At 52.7% G+C, this 17,133-nt stretch carries 21 protein-coding genes; 15 read left to right on the top strand and 6 right to left on the bottom strand.

Translation table 11 applies throughout. The annotated features are described in order from the left end of the window. Positions 1 to 106: 106 nt before the first annotated feature. From SQ11_RS12940 to SQ11_RS12925, 4 genes are all read left to right on the top strand, one after another. Complete coding sequence (locus SQ11_RS12940; RefSeq protein WP_041514603.1) at positions 107 to 496, top strand: VOC family protein; 390 nt, start codon at positions 107 to 109, stop codon at positions 494 to 496. Positions 497 to 556: 60 nt separating this feature from the next. After that, positions 557 to 1,159, top strand: coding sequence for an NAD(P)H:quinone oxidoreductase (wrbA, locus tag SQ11_RS12935; protein ID WP_041514602.1), 603 nt, complete (start codon positions 557 to 559; stop codon positions 1,157 to 1,159). Positions 1,160 to 1,237: 78 nt separating this feature from the next. Further along, entirely contained in the window at positions 1,238 to 1,981 is a 744-nt protein-coding gene (locus SQ11_RS12930; protein ID WP_041514741.1) for an SDR family oxidoreductase, read from the top strand. 153 nt (positions 1,982 to 2,134) lie between these two features. Beyond that, entirely contained in the window at positions 2,135 to 2,824 is a 690-nt protein-coding gene (locus SQ11_RS12925) for an MgtC/SapB family protein (RefSeq protein WP_041514601.1), read from the top strand. Positions 2,825 to 2,944: 120 nt separating this feature from the next. On the opposite strand, the gene SQ11_RS12920 is transcribed toward SQ11_RS12925, so the two are convergent. Further along, a complete protein-coding gene (locus SQ11_RS12920; protein WP_041514600.1) occupies positions 2,945 to 3,208 on the bottom strand; it encodes a hypothetical protein in 264 nt (87 codons plus the stop codon). Positions 3,209 to 3,844: 636 nt separating this feature from the next. Between SQ11_RS12920 and SQ11_RS12915 the strand changes: the two genes are divergently transcribed. The 4 genes from SQ11_RS12915 (at position 3,845) to SQ11_RS12900 (ending at position 7,441) form a co-directional block, all read left to right on the top strand. Then, positions 3,845 to 4,297, top strand: a complete 453-nt coding sequence (locus SQ11_RS12915; protein ID WP_041514599.1) for a carboxymuconolactone decarboxylase family protein — start codon at positions 3,845 to 3,847, stop codon at positions 4,295 to 4,297. Positions 4,298 to 4,499: 202 nt separating this feature from the next. Further along, on the top strand, positions 4,500 to 5,075 hold the full coding sequence (locus SQ11_RS12910) for a cytochrome P460 family protein (protein ID WP_041514598.1): 576 nt from the start codon (positions 4,500 to 4,502) through the stop codon (positions 5,073 to 5,075). 278 nt (positions 5,076 to 5,353) lie between these two features. Further along, entirely contained in the window at positions 5,354 to 5,770 is a 417-nt protein-coding gene (locus tag SQ11_RS12905; RefSeq protein WP_041514597.1) for a cupin domain-containing protein, read from the top strand. 384 nt (positions 5,771 to 6,154) lie between these two features. Beyond that, on the top strand, positions 6,155 to 7,441 hold the full coding sequence (locus SQ11_RS12900; protein WP_084226863.1) for an esterase-like activity of phytase family protein: 1,287 nt from the start codon (positions 6,155 to 6,157) through the stop codon (positions 7,439 to 7,441). A gap of 34 nt (positions 7,442 to 7,475) precedes the next feature. Here the strand turns inward: SQ11_RS12900 and SQ11_RS12895 are convergent, their stop codons facing one another. Together SQ11_RS12895 and SQ11_RS12890 are read right to left on the bottom strand one after the other, a co-directional pair. Next, positions 7,476 to 8,510 (bottom strand): NAD(P)H-quinone oxidoreductase, encoded by a 1,035-nt coding sequence (locus tag SQ11_RS12895; RefSeq protein ID WP_041514596.1) that lies wholly within the window; start codon positions 8,508 to 8,510, stop codon positions 7,476 to 7,478. A 43-nt stretch (positions 8,511 to 8,553) separates the two neighbouring features. Continuing rightward, a complete protein-coding gene (locus tag SQ11_RS12890; RefSeq protein ID WP_041514595.1) occupies positions 8,554 to 9,750 on the bottom strand; it encodes an FAD-dependent oxidoreductase in 1,197 nt (398 codons plus the stop codon). A 152-nt stretch (positions 9,751 to 9,902) separates the two neighbouring features. On the opposite strand from SQ11_RS12890, the gene SQ11_RS12885 reads away from it, so the two are divergent. The 4 genes from SQ11_RS12885 (at position 9,903) to SQ11_RS12865 (ending at position 12,955) form a co-directional block, all read left to right on the top strand. Continuing rightward, complete coding sequence (locus SQ11_RS12885; protein ID WP_156972504.1) at positions 9,903 to 10,799, top strand: DUF6279 family lipoprotein; 897 nt, start codon at positions 9,903 to 9,905, stop codon at positions 10,797 to 10,799. Positions 10,800 to 11,092: 293 nt separating this feature from the next. Next, positions 11,093 to 11,776 carry a type 1 glutamine amidotransferase domain-containing protein gene (locus SQ11_RS12880; RefSeq protein WP_041514594.1) on the top strand — a complete coding sequence of 228 codons (684 nt, stop codon included), beginning with the start codon at positions 11,093 to 11,095 and terminating at the stop codon, positions 11,774 to 11,776. A gap of 87 nt (positions 11,777 to 11,863) precedes the next feature. Beyond that, positions 11,864 to 12,082, top strand: coding sequence for a hypothetical protein (locus SQ11_RS12875; protein WP_041514738.1), 219 nt, complete (start codon positions 11,864 to 11,866; stop codon positions 12,080 to 12,082). 450 nt (positions 12,083 to 12,532) lie between these two features. Then, entirely contained in the window at positions 12,533 to 12,955 is a 423-nt protein-coding gene (locus tag SQ11_RS12865; RefSeq protein ID WP_041514592.1) for a hypothetical protein, read from the top strand. A 327-nt stretch (positions 12,956 to 13,282) separates the two neighbouring features. Here SQ11_RS12865 and SQ11_RS12860 read toward each other — a convergent pair whose 3' ends face one another. Both SQ11_RS12860 and SQ11_RS12855 read right to left on the bottom strand, forming a co-directional pair. Continuing rightward, positions 13,283 to 13,705 carry a PACE efflux transporter gene (locus SQ11_RS12860; RefSeq protein ID WP_041514591.1) on the bottom strand — a complete coding sequence of 141 codons (423 nt, stop codon included), beginning with the start codon at positions 13,703 to 13,705 and terminating at the stop codon, positions 13,283 to 13,285. Positions 13,706 to 13,858: 153 nt separating this feature from the next. After that, on the bottom strand, positions 13,859 to 14,269 hold the full coding sequence (locus SQ11_RS12855) for a helix-turn-helix domain-containing protein (protein ID WP_041514590.1): 411 nt from the start codon (positions 14,267 to 14,269) through the stop codon (positions 13,859 to 13,861). Positions 14,270 to 14,434: 165 nt separating this feature from the next. Here SQ11_RS12855 and SQ11_RS12850 point away from each other — a divergent pair, with 165 nt between their 5' ends. Then, positions 14,435 to 15,457 carry a fatty acid desaturase gene (locus tag SQ11_RS12850; RefSeq protein ID WP_041514589.1) on the top strand — a complete coding sequence of 341 codons (1,023 nt, stop codon included), beginning with the start codon at positions 14,435 to 14,437 and terminating at the stop codon, positions 15,455 to 15,457. A 40-nt stretch (positions 15,458 to 15,497) separates the two neighbouring features. Continuing rightward, positions 15,498 to 15,770, top strand: a complete 273-nt coding sequence (locus SQ11_RS12845; protein ID WP_041514588.1) for an SDR family NAD(P)-dependent oxidoreductase — start codon at positions 15,498 to 15,500, stop codon at positions 15,768 to 15,770. Positions 15,771 to 15,808: 38 nt separating this feature from the next. Here the strand turns inward: SQ11_RS12845 and SQ11_RS12840 are convergent, their stop codons facing one another. Beyond that, a complete protein-coding gene (locus SQ11_RS12840) occupies positions 15,809 to 16,228 on the bottom strand; it encodes a nuclear transport factor 2 family protein (protein ID WP_041514587.1) in 420 nt (139 codons plus the stop codon). Between the two features lie 182 nt (positions 16,229 to 16,410). Here SQ11_RS12840 and SQ11_RS12835 point away from each other — a divergent pair, with 182 nt between their 5' ends. Beyond that, positions 16,411 to 17,121 carry a protein-L-isoaspartate(D-aspartate) O-methyltransferase gene (locus SQ11_RS12835; RefSeq protein ID WP_084226861.1) on the top strand — a complete coding sequence of 237 codons (711 nt, stop codon included), beginning with the start codon at positions 16,411 to 16,413 and terminating at the stop codon, positions 17,119 to 17,121. The last annotated feature ends 12 nt before the right edge of the window (positions 17,122 to 17,133 follow it).

Here is a 17,133-nt window from a genome sequence, read left to right as displayed (position 1 = left end):
CAATAGATCTGCAAAAGTAGAATGATTGGATTGTCGGAGGTTACGCTACGCTAACCCGACATGCGTGAATGATGCCCATCTTGAGCGCCAACTACCGGGAATTCCTATGACTACGATTGGTTTCAACCATTTCAATCTGCGCGCCCCGCGTGATCTCATGGATAAACTCAAGGCATTCTATTGCGACATAGTTGGGCTTCAGCAAGGCCAGCGGCCGGATCTTGGGACTCCTGGCTACTGGCTTTATGCCGGGAATCAATGCATTCTCCATCTGAGCCAGACACGGCCCAATGAAGCGCGCCTCATGCATACCGCCACCACTTTTGATCATGTGGCGTTCACCTGCACCGACCGTGCAGAAATGGAAACACGCTTGAAACAGCATAACATCCCATTCACGACAGGCCGGGTGCCCTCAATGGGAATCAGCCAATTATTCCTTAAGGATCCGGCGGGAAACGGCGTGGAACTGAGTTTTGCAGAAAGTTATTCCTGATTCCTATATTTCCAGTAACGATATTCGACGCATCGGTACATTCTAAAAGGGAGGCATGACATGGCAAAAATTCTTATTCTTTATTACAGCATGTATGGTCACGTCGAAACCATGGCGGGAGCGGTAGCCGAAGGCGCGCGCAGCGTCGTAGGCACCGAGGTTACCATCAAGCGCGTCTCCGAACTGGTGCCAGAAGAAGTGGCGCGAAAAGCAGGCGCCAAGCTCGACCAGGCTGCACCTATTGCCACGGTGGACGAATTGCCCACGTACGATGCGATCATCTTCGGCACGCCTACCCGTTTTGGCAACATGTGTGCGCAGATGCGCAATTTTCTCGACCAGACCGGCCGGTTGTGGCTGAGTGGCGGCCTGGCCGGCAAGGTCGCCAGCGTGTTCACCTCCACCGCCACGCAACATGGCGGACAAGAAACCACTATTACGTCTTTTCATAACACCTTGCTGCATCAAGGCATGATTATTGTAGGCGTTCCCTATACCTGTCAGGAACTGCTTAACATGGATGAGATTACCGGTGGATCACCCTATGGTGCGGGAACGCTGGCTGGCGGCGATGGCAGTCGCCAACCCTCGGAAAATGAGCTGAAAATTGCCCGTTTTCAGGGAAGGCATGTGGCGGAGATTGCGAAGAAACAATGTGCATAGGATTCAAGGAATACGATTCCAGTAAGAAGCAAACGTCGAGTACATTGCACCGGCAAGATGCCGGCCATGGTCACGAAAATGAAAAAACCACTTCAGGATAAAGTTGCCATTATCACCGGCGCGTCGCGTGGCATCGGCGCGGGGATTGCAAGAACGTTGGCGGGTGCGGGTGCGAAAGTCATCGTTAATTATCTTGGCAACCAGAAGGCCGCCGGGGCCGTTTGCGCCGCGATCGCGGAAGCAGGAGGCGAGTCGATTCCGGTCAGAGCGGATGTCAGCAGTTCGGCTGAGATGCGCAAGCTTTTCGATACGGCTATCGAACACTTCAGCCGCGTGGATATTCTCGTCAATAATGCGGGTGTGCTTATTTCCAGGAACATGGCCGAGATCAGCGACGAGGATTTCGACCGGGTTTTGAATATCAACGTCAAGAGCGTATTTTATGCTTTACGCGAGGCATCAACCCGGCTTGCGGATGGCGGCCGGGTAGTCAGCCTATCCAGTACTGTCACCCGGCTGATGCTGCCGAATTATGGGGCTTACGCGGCCAGCAAAGGCGCCGTGGAACAGCTGACGCGCGTTTTCGCAAAGGAACAGGGGAGGCGCGGCATTACCGCCAATATTGTTTCGCCGGGGCCGGTGAATACGGAAATGTTTACCACCGGCAAAAGCGAGGAAACCATCAAGCGTATGGCAAGCATGTCATTTGTTGGCCGTGTGGGTGAGCCGGAAGACATAGCCGGGGTGGTACTTTTTCTGGTGAGTAACGAAGCGGGTTGGGTCACGGGACAAAACATCAGCGCTAGTGGCGGCGTTGCATGATCTCAAGCAGATAGCCAGACCAAAACAACTATAGGGAGCTCGCGAGCATCCTCCTGTTGCCCGGTAGAAGATGGAAATGCTATCGGGGGAATAGTATTTATCCGGCGGGAAGTTTTATTGCCCAGGCACCGGATCCAAAATCTTGGGGCTGGTATGAGTGCTGAATATTCCATAATCACCCTCCATCTGATTGGAGCGCTCATTGCGGGCGGGGCCATCGGCTTCGAGAGAAGCCTGCACGGCCATCCCGCCGGTTTCCGAACTCATGCGCTTGTATGCCTAGCGTCCAGCCTGTTGATGCTGGTGGCGCTGTATGAATGGATGTGGATGCCCGGCATGCCGCCTGGGAGTGTGCGGACGGATCCAACCCGGATGGCTCAGGGGATCATGACGGGCATAGGTTTTCTTGGCGCTGGAGTGATTTTCAAGGAAGGATTGAGCATTCGCGGGTTGACGACCGCCGCTTCCATCTGGATTACGGCCGGGATCGGTATCCTGATGGGCATAGGATTTTATTTCCCCGCCATCGTAGGGACCATCCTCGCAATCGGGATTCTCACTCTATTTCAACTGATTGAAGATCGGGTGCCCATGCAGTCGTACGCGCAATATCACGTCAGCTTCGACAGGAATAACGTGATGCCGGAAGAAGAAGTAAAGAATATTTTATCTAATTATGGGTTTACGATTGCAAATACAAGTTATCGCATTACCCAAGCCGGATTGTTCGAATATCGCATGGATATTCGAACGACCAATCCCGGCAGCACGTCAGCTCTTGCGGAAGAATTACGTGCGTTGGAAACGGTCCGTGAGTTTCGTATTTCGACCACGGGCAACTAATAGCGGCCACGCATTCTGCAACATGCCACCCTGGCTGGTATCTATCAAGAAAAAAAAGAGAACTTGGTAGAACAACTACCAAAGCACAACATTTATCCTTTCGACACCTGGCTTACGCGTTCAGACCACTAAATAAACCCTGTCTGATTCAGTCCGCTCTATACCGGTTAGTCCCTGGCATTTCACTCTATCCATGGTCAGGCAAAAATCCCGCATTTCTATGCAATCAAACACCCATTCTCCCGCTTCAGATTCGTCTATCGCGTCTTCCATTGTCGAGGCAGCGGCATCCCAGTGGCCATGTGCAATTTCCACCAAGGCTATTTTGCATCGCGTCACTTGTTCCGGCGGCGCCGTCATCAAAATCTCAAGCATTGTTTTCATGATGACCTCCGTACTTAAAATCTCCCTCCCTTAATTTTGACTATCGTTTTTTGAAAAAGTGCGAAGTAGAGGATGGAAATTAATGCATGCCTTGCGATCAGGGTAGACCAACAGTCGTGTCATCAGCCCGCCATTCCGGTCACAACAGATCGCGCATCATATCCGGATCAAACCGTCCATATAGGAGGGGTTCACGTGTTCCCATATCCGCGGAATCGGCGCAGCATAGTCGCGGAGTGTGAGCCTGCCTCCCAGTGAGGCTGCGCCAACACCTTCTGCAAAACTTTGGTCATTTTCTAGCTTGATTTTTCTTTATCCCCACCTATAAATGAAATGAATATGCGGAAATGGCATTGTCAGGTAGACGGTCCATCGACAAACTTTTACTGGAGATAGTCATGAGCAGGCGGACGGCGTGGAGCGGGTGACCGGCCGACTGACAATGAGCGTCCGGGAATTTGTGCCACTCCACATGGATGAGTTCGGCGGTCGTCGATCTTGAAGGTTCGGCACGCCGAACCCAGCGCTGTATCGGACCCGGCTGCGTAATTTGTTTTCCGCTGTTTGCCGGCAGGTATTGCGTGCCGGGCCGGTGAGCTTATTCGTTAACCCTGTCCATACAGTCAAGGAGACTTCATGCCAGAAAGAATCAATTTGGGTAAATCCGCTCCAGCGCTTTACCAAGCAGTCATTGGCCTTGAGAAGCTAGCGACCGAGGCCGCAGCTTCCGCAAGCATCCCGGATGGCTTTGCACATCTGTTGCGCCTTCGTGCATCCCAAATCAACCAGTGCGCGTTCTGTATCAGGATGCACACTCGAGACGCCCTATCCAGTGGCGAATCAAGCGATCGCATAAGTGTCTTGGCAGCCTGGCGGGAAACGGCGTATTTCACCGAAAAGGAACGCGCATCATTGGCACTGGTAGAAGCAATTACACTGATCTCTGACGGGCAAGTGCCAGATGCCGTCTACGAGCAAGCAACAGCTAATCTGTCAAGAGATGAAATATCGGCTGTCGAGTGGCTTTCGGTAGTCATCAATGCCTGGAATCGCATTGCCACTTCCAGCCGTTATCCGGTAAAGCCGTGAGCATGGCGATTTCAACCAAACAGGAGCTACGTAATGAAACAGTATGGGATCTTGGTGGTAGATGGTCCGGGGCCGTGGGCTCCGAGCTTTCGAAGCTGTCTGATAACGATCACCGATCACACGGCAACCGGCAAGAAAGTGACATAGATAGAAGGCTGGAGGAAGGGTTGAGCCGGTTCATGTAGACTTTCTAACAGGCGAAATGGAGAAATATGCAATGAACTATTTTTTTGCCGTAGTCCTGGGCTTGACCGGAATTCTGCTTACCTATCAATCCCAGGCAAGTGATCTTGCAACCAAAACCTATACAACTTATGTCAATAAAACCGGCGAAATCAGCGTGCCTGAAAACTACCGACCGTATTGGAGTCATTTAGGCTCATGGGTGGTTAATGATGCCAAGGCGCCAGGCTATGGTTTTCACGATGTTTACACACAGCCGGAGGTAGTCAAGGCATTTCTCGAAACTGGCCAATTTCCCGATGGCGCAGTTTTAATCAAGGAAATCCGCAAGATCAGCTCACGTACGTTGACCACTGGACCGGCGCTATGGGCAGGCGATACGAATGTCTGGTTTGTGATGATCAAGGATACAAAAGGTCGTTTCAAAGGCAATGCCAACTGGGGGGAAGGTTGGGGATGGGCGCTGTTTGAAGCCAAAAACCGAAAGATCAATACATCCAAAGGTTATCTGCAAAGCTGTCTTCCTTGCCATGTGCCGGCAAAACAAACCGACTGGGTATATATTGAAGGGTACCCCACTCTTAAACCACAATAAATACACTGGGGAACCATTCTGTCCAAAAATAATAGCGAGCAACGACGCCTGGATAATCGCCATAAAAGTAGCAAAAACTGGTGGTTATGGGGGGTCTTATTATCTGCCGAGAGAAGCCGGGGCCGAGGACGGAGGAATCACAGCCCGGAGAAGTACCGCCTGGGAATGTCCAGGCCTGATCAATGAATATGTCTTCTGATCCGATCAGATAGATGGAGAGGAGGGCATCATGCGGTGGATTTGTATCCATTAATTTTTATCAACGAAAGGAGAACACCATGTTTGCCAGATTTTTCTGCGGAGTTGCCTTCGCAGCACTTTCCGTAAGCGCAGCCTCAGCCGATAGCTCGCCCACTGATAAATCCAAGGTAACGGTAGTGTTTGATCACGTTCTTCCGAACGTGCCCGGCAAAAGCATGAAAGGCGTGCTTGTCGAATACCAGCCCGGTGGCTCATCGCCAGCACATACCCACCCAAAGTCGGCTTTCATCTATGCAACTGTCCTGGAGGGAGAAATTCGCAGTAAAGTCAATGACGGTCCGGAAAAGGTTTATCGCGCCGGTGAGAACTTCGCCGAACTACCTGGCGATCATCATGGCGTCAGCGCAAATAACAGCAAGACTCAGCCCGCACGCCTACTGGCCGTCTTTGTCGTCGATACCAACGAAAAAAACATCGTCAAGAACGACAAATAGTGAGACGAAAAATCGTACATTGGATCGCGATGAATTCAACGCCGTCCGATCCTCGCGCAACACAGAGGCGCGAATCCGTTACAGGCGTTTCTTTCCGGGAAACCATGGCTGGCGGCTTCGCTTCAGGTGTAGCTGAGCCACGTACCGGGGCGCGGGCAACTACACTATTGACGATGCACGCATCGGCCCGATGAGTTTTGAGGTATGGCCCCAGGCCAACCTCCAAAAGTAAGCCAGCCGCAAATAACAGCAAGACTCAACCTTAGAGGCTGGAACGAAATATGCCCAATGGGGCATAGGGAACATGGCTCCCATCACATAACTGACATCTGGAGGGTCCAAAATAGTAACTTGGTCTCAAACCTGAAACGAGGGATTTCCGCAATGGATTTCATTCGAACAACGTGTGCCGTCGTATTCGCCGCCAGCGTATTTGCCACCAGTGCCGCCCCAGTCCAAGCGATCGATTTCTCAGTAAATTCAAGGCTGAGTTATCTGGGCCAACAAATCATCCCTACCGGAGCAACCTTCAGTGGCACCACAATTGGTGGCCTATCTTCCCTGGATTACAACCCTGGCACAGGGCGATACTTTGCCATCAGTGATGACCGTAGCAATATCAATCCGGCCCGTTTTTATGAGTTGAGCCTGGATCTCGAGAAGTTCCGGCGCTCATCCGCTCCAGGTCAGGGCGGCGTAAGCTTCAACACGGTTACAACCATTCAGAAAGCGGATGGCGGCGCCTTCGCGGCAAACACGGTGGATCCCGAGGGGTTACGCTTCGATCCCGCTCGCAACAAGATCTACTGGAGCAATGAAGGCCAGCGCAGCGGGGCCGGATTTCAAAATCCCACTGTACGGGAGATGAACACGGATGGCAGCCAGGTGCGCGATTTCGCCGTACCCGATCGCTATCACCCTTCCGGCTCCGTTGCCGGACTTGCCGCAGGCGACAAGGGCGTTCACAACAACCTGGGCTTCGAAAATCTGGCTATTTCAAAAGACGGCAACACCTTGTACACCGCTACCGAAAATGGTCTGGCCCAGGATAGCTTGCCGGCATCCGTTTCCAGCGGCTCCCGCTCGCGCATCCTGTCCTTCGACATCGCAACGGGACAGTCAAAAGCCGAGTATATTTATGATGTGTCGCCGGTTGCCATCGCGCCCGTTCCGGCAGGTCTGTTTGCCACCAACGGGCTGACTGATTTTATTGTGGTGGGCGATCGCCAGTTTATTACTATCGAGCGCTCCTTTGCGGTTGGCGCCCAGACACCCGGCACACCGGCCACCGGCAATACCATTCGCCTGTTTTACGCCGATGCGCGAAACGCCACCGATGTTTCTGGCCTTGAATCGATTTCTGGCCAAAACATCAATGCCGTGACCAAAACTCTGCTGCTTGACCTATCCGACCTGAAGCATGACGATGGCACTCCGCTGGCGCTCGATAATATAGAAGGCATTACCTTCGGCCCGCAAATCAATGGCATGGAAACCCTGATTCTCGTATCGGACAACAACTTCAACAACGCGCAATTTACTCAGTTCGTTGCCTTGCAAATAACCGCGGTGGCTGAGCCCGAGACGAATGCCATGCTGCTTGCCGGACTGGCGCTAATGAGCATCATTGCTCGCCGCGGAAAATCGATCGCTACCTCATCGAATCCGTGAGAGTGTATTGAGTACTCTCGGGTTGAGGGTAGTATTACAAATTGCGCTTCGCATGCGGAGCATCGATCGTCAGAACAATCTTGCCGATATGCATGCTGGATTCCATCAATGCGTGGGCCTTCGCCGCTTCTTCCAGCCTGAAAACCCTGAATACCAGGGGCCTTAATTTTCCTTCATTCAATAACGGCCAAACCTCGCGCTCCAGTTCGCGTGCAATCTGTGCTTTCTCGGGAATGCTACGGGATCGCAACGTCGACCCTGTATGCGTAAGACGCTTGGCTAGCATGGTCATCAGATTCAATTCCTTCGCGGGACCATTCTGGACTCCAATTTGTACAACACGCCCATTCATCGCAGCCGCCTTGTAGTTCCTGGCGACATAGTCGCCGGCGATAATATCGACGATGACATCGACCCCTTTGCCACCGGTAAACTTCTTTGATTCTTCGACGAAATCCTGTGTGTGGTAATTGATGGCGAGATCGGCACCCAGCGCCAAGCATGCCCCTCGTTTCTCTTCCGAGCCTACAGTCACCACCACAGTCGCGCCAAACGCCTTCGACAGCATCGTGGCGGTCGTGCCGATGCCCGAGGAGCCACCATGAATCAATACCGTTTCGCCAGCTTTGAGTTTGCCTCGCTGGAACACGTTAGCCCAAACGGTGAAAAACGTTTCCGGCAGGGCCGCCGCTTCCATCATGCTGAAGCCTTGGGGGATTGGCAGCGCATTACTTTCATGCACGGTACAGTATTCGGCATAGCCGCCACCGGCGACCAGCGCACACACTTTGTCGCCCGCAGCGAAACGGCTGGTTCCATCCCCGAGCACGGTGACTTCCCCTGCAACCTCAAGCCCGGGAATCTCGGAGGTCCCAGGCGGTGGTGGATACAGCCCGCGCCGCTGAAAAATATCGGGACGATTGACCCCGGCCGCCTCCACCCTGATCAGAATGTGTTCTTTTGCCGGTTGAGGAACCGGATGTGAGGTGGGCACTAGTACCTCCGGCCCGCCCGGGTGCCGGATATCGATGGCCATCATGGCGCGCGGGTCGTCAAGGGTGAGAGTCACTCCCGATCCACTAAATTGAGCTGACGGACATCATTATCACAACCTAATCAGTTTCAGTCAGCTTCAGATGACGCGTATCCGCAACCACTCCACGCGCCGGCAGTATGCCTGCCAGATGCGCCATCACCCGCTCAGCCGTCAGGCGGTACGTTGTCAACTTGCCGCCATACACGGTAAGCAGGCGAGGGTGACTCTGCCGGTCAAAATGCAGAATCGTATCACGCAAGCGGGCATTGATGGATATCGCACCTTCCCCGATTCCGCCCTCATTCGAGGGGAGAACACGCAAACCCGCGGTTGCTCCAAGGATAGATTGCCCGGATCGATAGTGCGGAAAATAATGTGCGAGTGTTTCCATCAGGTAAGCGATTTCGTGCGGGAGCGGTCTGACATCCGCCGGGTCGCCCTGGTATATGGATTCAGTCGTGCCCACCAATATATTTCCTTTCCAGGGCATTACAAACACCACCCGCCGATCTTTTGCCTCGACATAATAAATTCCTTGTGCAAGTGTGCCCGGCACCACGACGTGGGTACCCTGCACCAGCTCGATTTTGAGCTGCGAAGGAACCGGTATTATCCGCTCCAATACCTCCCGCACCCATGGCCCAGCCGCATTCACCAGGACCGCCGCCTTGCACGTTTCAATTTCGCCCTCATGGCGGTATTCGATTGTGTTGAACTCGCCACCAAGACGAGCGCCGGTAAATGTGGCGGGCATTTTCAATTGGGCACCCATCCGCTGCGCCGAACGCATGACCGCACGAGTCAGCGCCGCATCATCGGTCTGCGCGTCGTTATACTGAAATACGGCTTCAAGGTGAGCCGTGTTCAGCCCATCCAGTTTCTTCCATTGGTTTTGGGGTACGCGGCGAAAGCGCATTGCCGGATGCAAGCCACCCAGCACCGCATAAAGACTCAAACCCGCGCGTAATAGCCAGGGACGGCGGGTGGTATCCCGATATACCGGAATGTAAAATGGTTTAAGCTCGATCAGTTGCGGCGCAAGCTCGAGCAGCAGCGTGCGTTCAAGCAAGCATTCGCGCACCAGCGAAAATTGCCTGCTTTCCAGGTAGCGCAGCCCGCCGTGAATGAGCTTGCTGGAGCGGCTGGAGGTGCCGCTTGCGATCGCGGTCTGCTCGAGCACCATCACCGAAAAACCCCGCGCGGCAGCCGCTTGCGCAATGCCCGCACCGTGGATGCCACCGCCGATGACGACCACGTCGTAGGTTTCCGTCATTTATTGTCAAGAGCGTCCGAATTTTTTTCAAAGCCTACCCGCATCTTCCCGTCAGAGCAAATAAAGCCGAGAATAGATTTCTGTTGGAGTTGACTGTATCGTAGCGCTATCGAAAATATAGGGTCCGGATCGTCGTGCAGCGCATGATAGACATGATTAAACCTTCTTTGAAGTGGCCAATAGTCGTGGTGCTCGCATTGGTCTTGTCTACCTTTGCGGGATGCAGCGTAATGCGCCTTGGCTACAACCAGGCGGATTATCTGACTTACTGGTGGCTTGACGGCTTCGTCGATTTCAACGATGCGCAAAAACCACGCACCCGTGAAGCGCTCACACAGTGGTTTGCCTGGCATCGGCGTGCGCACTTGCCCGAATACGCCAATCTGCTTGCTCACGCGCAAAATCTCGTTGTGGAAGATATCACAGCCGAGCATACGTGCGGCTTATGGACCGAAGTACGCGGCTACATGGACGAGGCATTCGAGCGCGCCACACCGGCAACCGTGGAAATTGCCTCGACGCTGACGCCACAGCAGATACAGAATATCGAGCAGCGCTACGCCAAGTCCAACAAGGAATTCCAGGACGAAAATCTGCGGGGCGACGCCTCTCAGCGGCTCAAGAAATCAATCAAGCGCACAGTTGAACGAGCAGAGTTTTTCTACGGTGATCTCGATCATACGCAACAAGAACTTATCACCCGGTTGGTAACCCTTTCGCCCTATGACGTCAATATATGGAATACCGAACGTCAACGGCGCCAGCAGGATTTCCTGCAGGTACTGCGTCAATTGAGCGGGAATGGCTTAAATCAGGGAAAGGCGCAGGCTGCGCTGCGCGCTTATGTCGAGCGTATTCACCGCTCGCCCAATGATGACTATCGAAAATACACAGAACGATTATCGCGGTATAACTGCGCTTTTGTAGCAAGCCTGCATAGCACCGCAACCGCAGCGCAAAGAAAACATGCGGCAAAAAAATTCAAGGGCTGGGAATCCGATATACGCGCGCTTCTATCGCCGGTGCGAGCAGCCGGTTTAATCCGATAGTCAGGACACGGTCAGGACACGGGATGAGGGTGAGGTAGGCTGCGACAGGCTTGCCAACTGGAAAAAGTCCATAGCCGGGTCTATGGATGCCGCGCCAGTGGCAAAACGGCGACGAAATGATCGCAAACCTGCCGCCAGCACCTGCGTAGATTTGGAGAACCATGTTGATGACTGGGTTTGGCTCCACATCCAATGTGGGAAATTCAAGATAAAAACATAGTTTATTGATCCATTCTTTGTTACTGTATTTTCCGGCAAGCAGAAAAAGTTTTCTCAAAGACAGGGGGTCTGCCATGAAGGTGCTCATTGTTCTCACGTCGCATGACCAGCTCGGCGACACCGGCAAAAAAACGGGTTTCTGGCTGGAAGAATTCGCTGCGCCCTATTATGTGCTGAAGGATGCCGGCGCGGCGGTTACGCTGGCCTCGCCAAAGGGTGGCCAACCGCCACTCGATCCGAAAAGCGATCTACCCGAAAATCAGACGCAGTTAACGCAGCGCTTCCGCACGGATACCGCCGCGCAGGCTGAACTTGCCCACACGAAAAAACTCGCTGACATGTCGGCGGATGATTTCGATGGGGTTTTCTACCCTGGCGGACATGGCCCCATGTGGGATATGGCCGATAACGCGGCATCCATCGCGCTGATCGAGGCCTTCGTAAAGGCTGATAAACCGGTAGCCGCTGTGTGTCACGCCCCGGTCGCGCTTGTCAATGTGCGAGGAAAAGATGGCGAATATCTGATCAAAGGCAAGCATGTGGCTGGATTTACCAATATGGAAGAAGAGGCGGTGAACCTGACCACAGTGGTACCTTTCCTGCTGGAAGACAGGCTGAAGGAACGGGGCGGCATCTATAGCAAGGCTGCCAACTGGGTTCCCTATGTCCAGGTGGACGGCAAGCTGGTAACCGGCCAGAATCCAGCTTCTTCAGGGCCTGGCGCAGAAGCGCTGCTGAAGCTGCTTCGCTCCGCCTGATTTTTCTGGGCCATGGCGCCAGGCTGGAAAACGGGTAATAAAATGGATAATAAACAAGTGGTCAACTGCTGATCCAGGATGGTTAGCATGGACAACAACGAATGGTATTATGAAACAGGGTATGTGGAATTATTGTACGCGGCGCTGGTAGTTGGCGTTATTGTCGCGTTTTATTATCTCCGCCGGTCCGCCCGGATATCCGGCCTGGCGACCAACATAATCGAGGAGAATCGGCCGTTATTAGGCTTGATTGCCCTTGCCGTGGTGCTCTTTATTATCAACAGGGTGCTGGGGGACTTGTGGTAATCCCTCATCCCCTGGAATCTCCAACCCAATCCCCTTGAAGCACCGTGTCGCCACGCTCGGCTATCCATTCATTATTTGCTCGATTTTGCCGCTTGGTTGCCAACTCTACGGCAGCTCACGAAACGAAAAAATCGTAGGCGAAGCCCGTGATCCCCTCATTTTCAGTGCACTAAGTGACACCTGGAGAATCCCGCCCAGTCTGGGGGGCGCCTGTGTAATGTATTGAGGATTCAAAGCTTCAAGAACCTCCGGCGCAGCTTTGGCCGGGGCGCGAAATCCCCGTGTGTCATTCATGGGCAGCATGATCACGATATCCGCTCCCAACCCCTTGACTGATTTAGGTTTCTTTCTAAGGGAAACACTGAGTAAAAAACCAGGGTTTCCCCAATATACTCAGGGTATTGACTGAGGTAGGATGGCATCACTTTCACTCTATTTGGAGTTGCCGCCATGAAAACAAAATTTGGAAATGCCGTCGCAGCGTTGTCCATGATTGGTATCCTGGTTTCGGCAAGTTCATCGGTCGTGGCAGCCCAGCCTATCGATACCCCGGAAATTCGGGCTGCCGCTCAGAATGCCGTTACCCGCAGCGACCATGAGTCCATTGCAAAATACTATGAGAATACCGCCGCGCAGATGCAGGCAAAGGTGAAGGAGCAGAAAGAGCTGCTGGAGCAATATGAAAACAAGAGCTATCTCTATGGCCGGCAAGCTCAGGACCTTCAATCGCATACCTCGGCGCTGATCCGTGATTACGAGAAAAGCGTGGAAGCGAGCACAAAAGTAGCAGCCCAGCATCGTCAAATGGCTGCGAAGCTCAATCAAAACCACGCAGCCAACACGCAGCTGCCTGAGTCTGCAACCGGGTTGTAACAATCCCGCAAGAACCGGCCCGATCTCGCTCCCGACCAAACGAAGTTAATCCGGCGGTGCTTGTCTGCACCGCCGTAGCCTTGCACACTGCTGCATCATCACATCAGGCATAGCCGCTAGGTGTTTACGTAGCGGGTTTTGTAGCTATGTACGAACTCCCCCAAGTAAGCTTGCTGCGTCAATCTTTTTAGGCTAACGGAACGTTACACGAAACACGGACGAAACCAAGGAAGGAATCCCACTTGGCATCCACGATTCCTTCGGTGCATAAGGCTTCCCTTTTGTCACACTAAAGGCATGATAAATAACTGTATCAGCTCAACTTATTTACGGTATTGCCGAGGCAGGCAGACCAAACCAGCGGTCGAACACAAAATTAAATACGAAGGTATAGCCCAGGAAAAACGCAAGCAGGCTTAAATCCAGCAAAAAAGCCTGCCACAAGGATATCTGTAACCACCAGGAAAGTAGTGGTACCAGCACTATGATCAACCCTGCTTCGAACCCCGTGGCATGGGCAATACGGCGAAGTATCCCACGACCACGTTTATCCTGGTGCGCTTCCCACCATTCGAAGGCGGTGTTATAGAGGAGGTTCCAGATCAGGGCGATGACGGACAGCGCTACCGCCGCTATCCCTGCGCGCACCATATCATGTCCAGCCAGAACGGTTAGACCGCTGCCGGTAATCCCCACGGCAATGAGCTCATATGAAAAAGCATAAACGAGCTTACGTTTGATACCCTGCATTTCACGCTACTCCTTATCTATAAAAAAGTATCGATCAATAAAGGAATTAGCTATCCAATTCTTTTACGGTTATTGCTGGGAGGACACCTCGGTACCCTTTCGGGGAGGAGGGGTCCATCCCATTGCTTTCGGCCGATAGCGGACACCGCCAAATCAAGAAGCCCCAAATGCCGCCTGAAAAGCCGGGCTGGCGCGATTGATGACGTCCACCATTCGGCTTTTGAGGAGTGGCGTCATGCGTAACAGCCGTGAACGCCCGTCCACCGGATTCTCGATTTCCTCCAGATAACCCTCGTCTATGGCACGGCGAATATATTTCATTGCTGTTTGAGGACTTAATCCTTTCACAAGGCCATAGGCGTCAGTCTTTGGAACGGCACTTCCACCTCTTAACCATAATTCGGTAAACAGCCGGGAAAAATAGATATCGCTGAACCCGGTCTCCTTGAAAATGCTCACCCACGCGTCATCCAGTTCCCGCAAGGCAAGCAGAAATCTTTTATTGGTTTCGTCCTGTTGATCCTTATGACTTCCAGCTGCCGGTCTTCCTCTGCTTTTTTTCAATTCGATATCTCCTGCATTCCATCCACAGTCAGCGCACCCTGAAGATGCAAAACATGATGGAATGAATTATACACATAAAACTACATATAAATCTATATATTGTTTTGTATTCAAATCTAGGGTAAAGTTTTATCGCATTGTAATTTATTAAAGGGAATTCAGATAATGAATGCTTATACTGTCGGGCGGCGCCCCCTCTTTCGTGAAAAAGAGGGCGCCATCCCCAATACGCTGGTGCTAGCCTGGACAAGCCTTGGATGGATTCTGTCCTTCTGGCTGATGGGACTGGACAACATCGCAATCAATGCCATTGGCGTGCTACTTTGCGTCCAGACGATGATCCTGGCGGCCTATCTAATGCATGAAGCTGCCCATGCCACGCTCTTTTCCAGTCTGTCAGCCAATCGTTACATAGGCGAATGGATGAACTTCATTGCAGGATCATGTTATGCATCTTTTGAGCGCATCAGACATATGCATATCAGGCACCACCGGGAACGGGCTGACGTTACCTGCTTTGATTTCAAAGGCCTGATGCGCAGACATCCACTGCTAAGGCGCGCCTTATTCATACTGGAATGGGCATATATTCCTGCAACAGAAGTGGTGATGCATCTGCAAGTCATATGGCGCCCGTTTTTTGTGCGGTCCCAGCGGAAATTCCTGAAGCGCTCCGCACTGATGCTGATATCGAGAGGCGCATTGCTCACGGCATTGGCGATATGGTCTGTCAAAGCACTCTTGCTGTATATCCTTTCGTATGGTCTTTTTCTGCATGTATTGAACTTCTTCGACGCCTTCCATCATACTTTCGACCAGTATTTCGTTGATGCGAAACAGCCCTTGCCTCCGCATTCCCGAGACCGCAAATATGAGCAGGCCAATACCTATTCCAACCTGATTTCGGCCGATCTCCCCATCCTGAATCTCTTGACGCTCAACTTCGGCTACCACAACGCGCACCATGAACGCGCATCAGTGCCGTGGTACCGGCTACCAGCCGCACACAGGGAACTGTATGGTGAAACTCATCAGGCGGTCATGCCTTTGCGGGAACTGATGGTCACCTGGCATCGCAACCGCGTATCCCGTGTTTATTCCTCGGATTATGGAGTCCCGGGTCAGGGAGAAAGCCGGGCAGATGGTTTTGTCGGAGCCCATGGCGTGTCCTTCCTGACGGTTATCTGACTTTCATGCCCATTGTGCAATGGCATACTGAGAAAGGGGCATGACTGTGGAAAATAATATCGTAGCGATTACCGAAGCATCGCATGGAATCGGCCTGGCAACGGCAAAACGGTTTGCCAAGCAGGGAGCTTGCCTGGCTCTCAACTATGAAAAAACCGATGATTCGCTTGAAGAAGTCGCAGCCCTGGCTGCGGAGCATGGTGGAAAGGCAATTTCTGTAAGCGAGTGGATCGCTATAACAGCATCAATCCGCTGTGGCGCCAGCACGAAGCTGTCGAAAAACACGCTTCGCCTAGCTTCCTCCAACTGTTAACCTTGACAATTCATCGCGCCCGAATGCGCTCGTTGTTCTCAGGATTCGATACCGAGAATCGGCGTATCCAGAGCCTTGGCCGCCTGCACGGGATCGAAATATTCCCGTAGGAATATGATTTTTCCTTCCGAAGCCCGCAGAAATAGCACGTAATTCTGGACATAGATACGTCCTGTAGACTTGATACGGCCTTTTGCACTAAATTCGGCAATCGCCACTTCCGAATCGGTTAAGGTGTAGACCCTGGCGTCGAAGAAATGAAAATTTTCTACTGCCTCCAAAAACCACGTTACATGATTCATCACCTCCTGGCGTCCCGTCAGCCTTGCTGGATGGCCAAGGGAGGGCGCATAGGGCAGCTCCCACAAAAGATCATCGGCGATCAGTGTCTGCCATTGCGTGTTGTTTCCGGCAAACGTCTGAATATGCTGATGCAAGAGATCGGAAGCTATCGTCATCTCACTCTCTTCGTTGGCCTGTTATCGGTATCGGTCATAAACAAATGCGGCGGAATCCTTGCGCGCTGCTCGGTAGATTTCGTGAATCATAGCACCCAGCAAGACAATGAGCGATCCATTGCCGGATATAGGATTATTCGGAGATTCCTGGCATCCTGCCAGGAATTTGCTTTAATGAAGACATGAGGCATCTCATCCTGGGCACATTCCTTTATCTCTGTTGCGCCTTCCCATCGCATGGCGAGGAGTTCGACGCAAAACGCCATAAAATGGTTGAGGAGATACTGGCCGATATAACCGCCAATGATCGTTTCACGCTCGACCCTACAGTCCAGGCGGCAATGGGAAAAGTGGAGCGGCACCGTTTCGTGCCCGGTTGGCTGGCTGCGTTTGCCTATCTCAACCGTCCGCTTCCCATCGGCCATGGCCAGACGATTTCACAGCCGACCATCGTCGCATTGATGACCGACCTGATAAAGGTCAAGGCAGGCGATAAAGTTCTTGAAATCGGCACCGGTTCAGGCTATCAGGCCGCTGTTCTGGCGGAAATAGTCGAATCGGTTTACAGCATCGAAATTATTGAACCGCTGGAAAAAGAGGCGGCGGAGCGGTTGAAATCTCTTGGCTACGGCAACGTAAAGGTAAAGCTGAGCGACGGCTACTATGGCTGGCCGGAAGCGGCACCATTCGATGCCATCGTGGTGACGGCCGCCTCAAGCCACGTCCCGCCGCCTCTGATCAAACAACTCAAACCGGGCGGCCGCATGGTGATTCCGCTCGGTGCGCAATTCATGACCCAATATTTAATGCTGGTGGAGAAGCGTATGGATGGCTCGGTAACCAGCCATCAAATTGCGCCGGTGGCGTTCGTCCCGCTCACTGGCAAACATTAGGCGGATATCGGG

Source organism: Nitrosospira sp. NpAV (assembly GCF_000832065.1).
GTDB lineage: Bacteria > Pseudomonadota > Gammaproteobacteria > Burkholderiales > Nitrosomonadaceae > Nitrosospira.
Note: the sequence above shows the minus strand (reverse complement) of the source record. Positions and strands in the feature narration are given on the sequence as shown.

What these genes read in the sequence shown, in the direction of transcription:
- SQ11_RS12835 (WP_084226861.1), top strand. Translation starts at nt 16,411, where the DNA reads ATGAGGCATCTCATCCTGGGCACATTCCTTTATCTCTGTTGCGCCTTC.
- SQ11_RS12880 (WP_041514594.1), top strand. Translation starts at nt 11,093, where the DNA reads ATGAAGGTGCTCATTGTTCTCACGTCGCATGACCAGCTCGGCGACACC.
- SQ11_RS12845 (WP_041514588.1), top strand. Translation starts at nt 15,498, where the DNA reads ATGACTGTGGAAAATAATATCGTAGCGATTACCGAAGCATCGCATGGA.
- SQ11_RS12885 (WP_156972504.1), top strand. Translation starts at nt 9,903, where the DNA reads ATGATTAAACCTTCTTTGAAGTGGCCAATAGTCGTGGTGCTCGCATTG.
- SQ11_RS12900 (WP_084226863.1), top strand. Translation starts at nt 6,155, where the DNA reads ATGGATTTCATTCGAACAACGTGTGCCGTCGTATTCGCCGCCAGCGTA.
- SQ11_RS12860 (WP_041514591.1), bottom strand. Translation starts at nt 13,705, where the DNA reads ATGCAGGGTATCAAACGTAAGCTCGTTTATGCTTTTTCATATGAGCTC.
- SQ11_RS12930 (WP_041514741.1), top strand. Translation starts at nt 1,238, where the DNA reads ATGAAAAAACCACTTCAGGATAAAGTTGCCATTATCACCGGCGCGTCG.
- SQ11_RS12910 (WP_041514598.1), top strand. Translation starts at nt 4,500, where the DNA reads ATGGAGAAATATGCAATGAACTATTTTTTTGCCGTAGTCCTGGGCTTG.
- SQ11_RS12920 (WP_041514600.1), bottom strand. Translation starts at nt 3,208, where the DNA reads ATGAAAACAATGCTTGAGATTTTGATGACGGCGCCGCCGGAACAAGTG.
- SQ11_RS12905 (WP_041514597.1), top strand. Translation starts at nt 5,354, where the DNA reads ATGTTTGCCAGATTTTTCTGCGGAGTTGCCTTCGCAGCACTTTCCGTA.
- SQ11_RS12915 (WP_041514599.1), top strand. Translation starts at nt 3,845, where the DNA reads ATGCCAGAAAGAATCAATTTGGGTAAATCCGCTCCAGCGCTTTACCAA.
- SQ11_RS12940 (WP_041514603.1), top strand. Translation starts at nt 107, where the DNA reads ATGACTACGATTGGTTTCAACCATTTCAATCTGCGCGCCCCGCGTGAT.
- SQ11_RS12875 (WP_041514738.1), top strand. Translation starts at nt 11,864, where the DNA reads ATGGACAACAACGAATGGTATTATGAAACAGGGTATGTGGAATTATTG.
- wrbA (WP_041514602.1), top strand. Translation starts at nt 557, where the DNA reads ATGGCAAAAATTCTTATTCTTTATTACAGCATGTATGGTCACGTCGAA.
- SQ11_RS12890 (WP_041514595.1), bottom strand. Translation starts at nt 9,750, where the DNA reads ATGACGGAAACCTACGACGTGGTCGTCATCGGCGGTGGCATCCACGGT.
- SQ11_RS12850 (WP_041514589.1), top strand. Translation starts at nt 14,435, where the DNA reads ATGAATGCTTATACTGTCGGGCGGCGCCCCCTCTTTCGTGAAAAAGAG.
- SQ11_RS12865 (WP_041514592.1), top strand. Translation starts at nt 12,533, where the DNA reads ATGAAAACAAAATTTGGAAATGCCGTCGCAGCGTTGTCCATGATTGGT.
- SQ11_RS12840 (WP_041514587.1), bottom strand. Translation starts at nt 16,228, where the DNA reads ATGACGATAGCTTCCGATCTCTTGCATCAGCATATTCAGACGTTTGCC.
- SQ11_RS12925 (WP_041514601.1), top strand. Translation starts at nt 2,135, where the DNA reads ATGAGTGCTGAATATTCCATAATCACCCTCCATCTGATTGGAGCGCTC.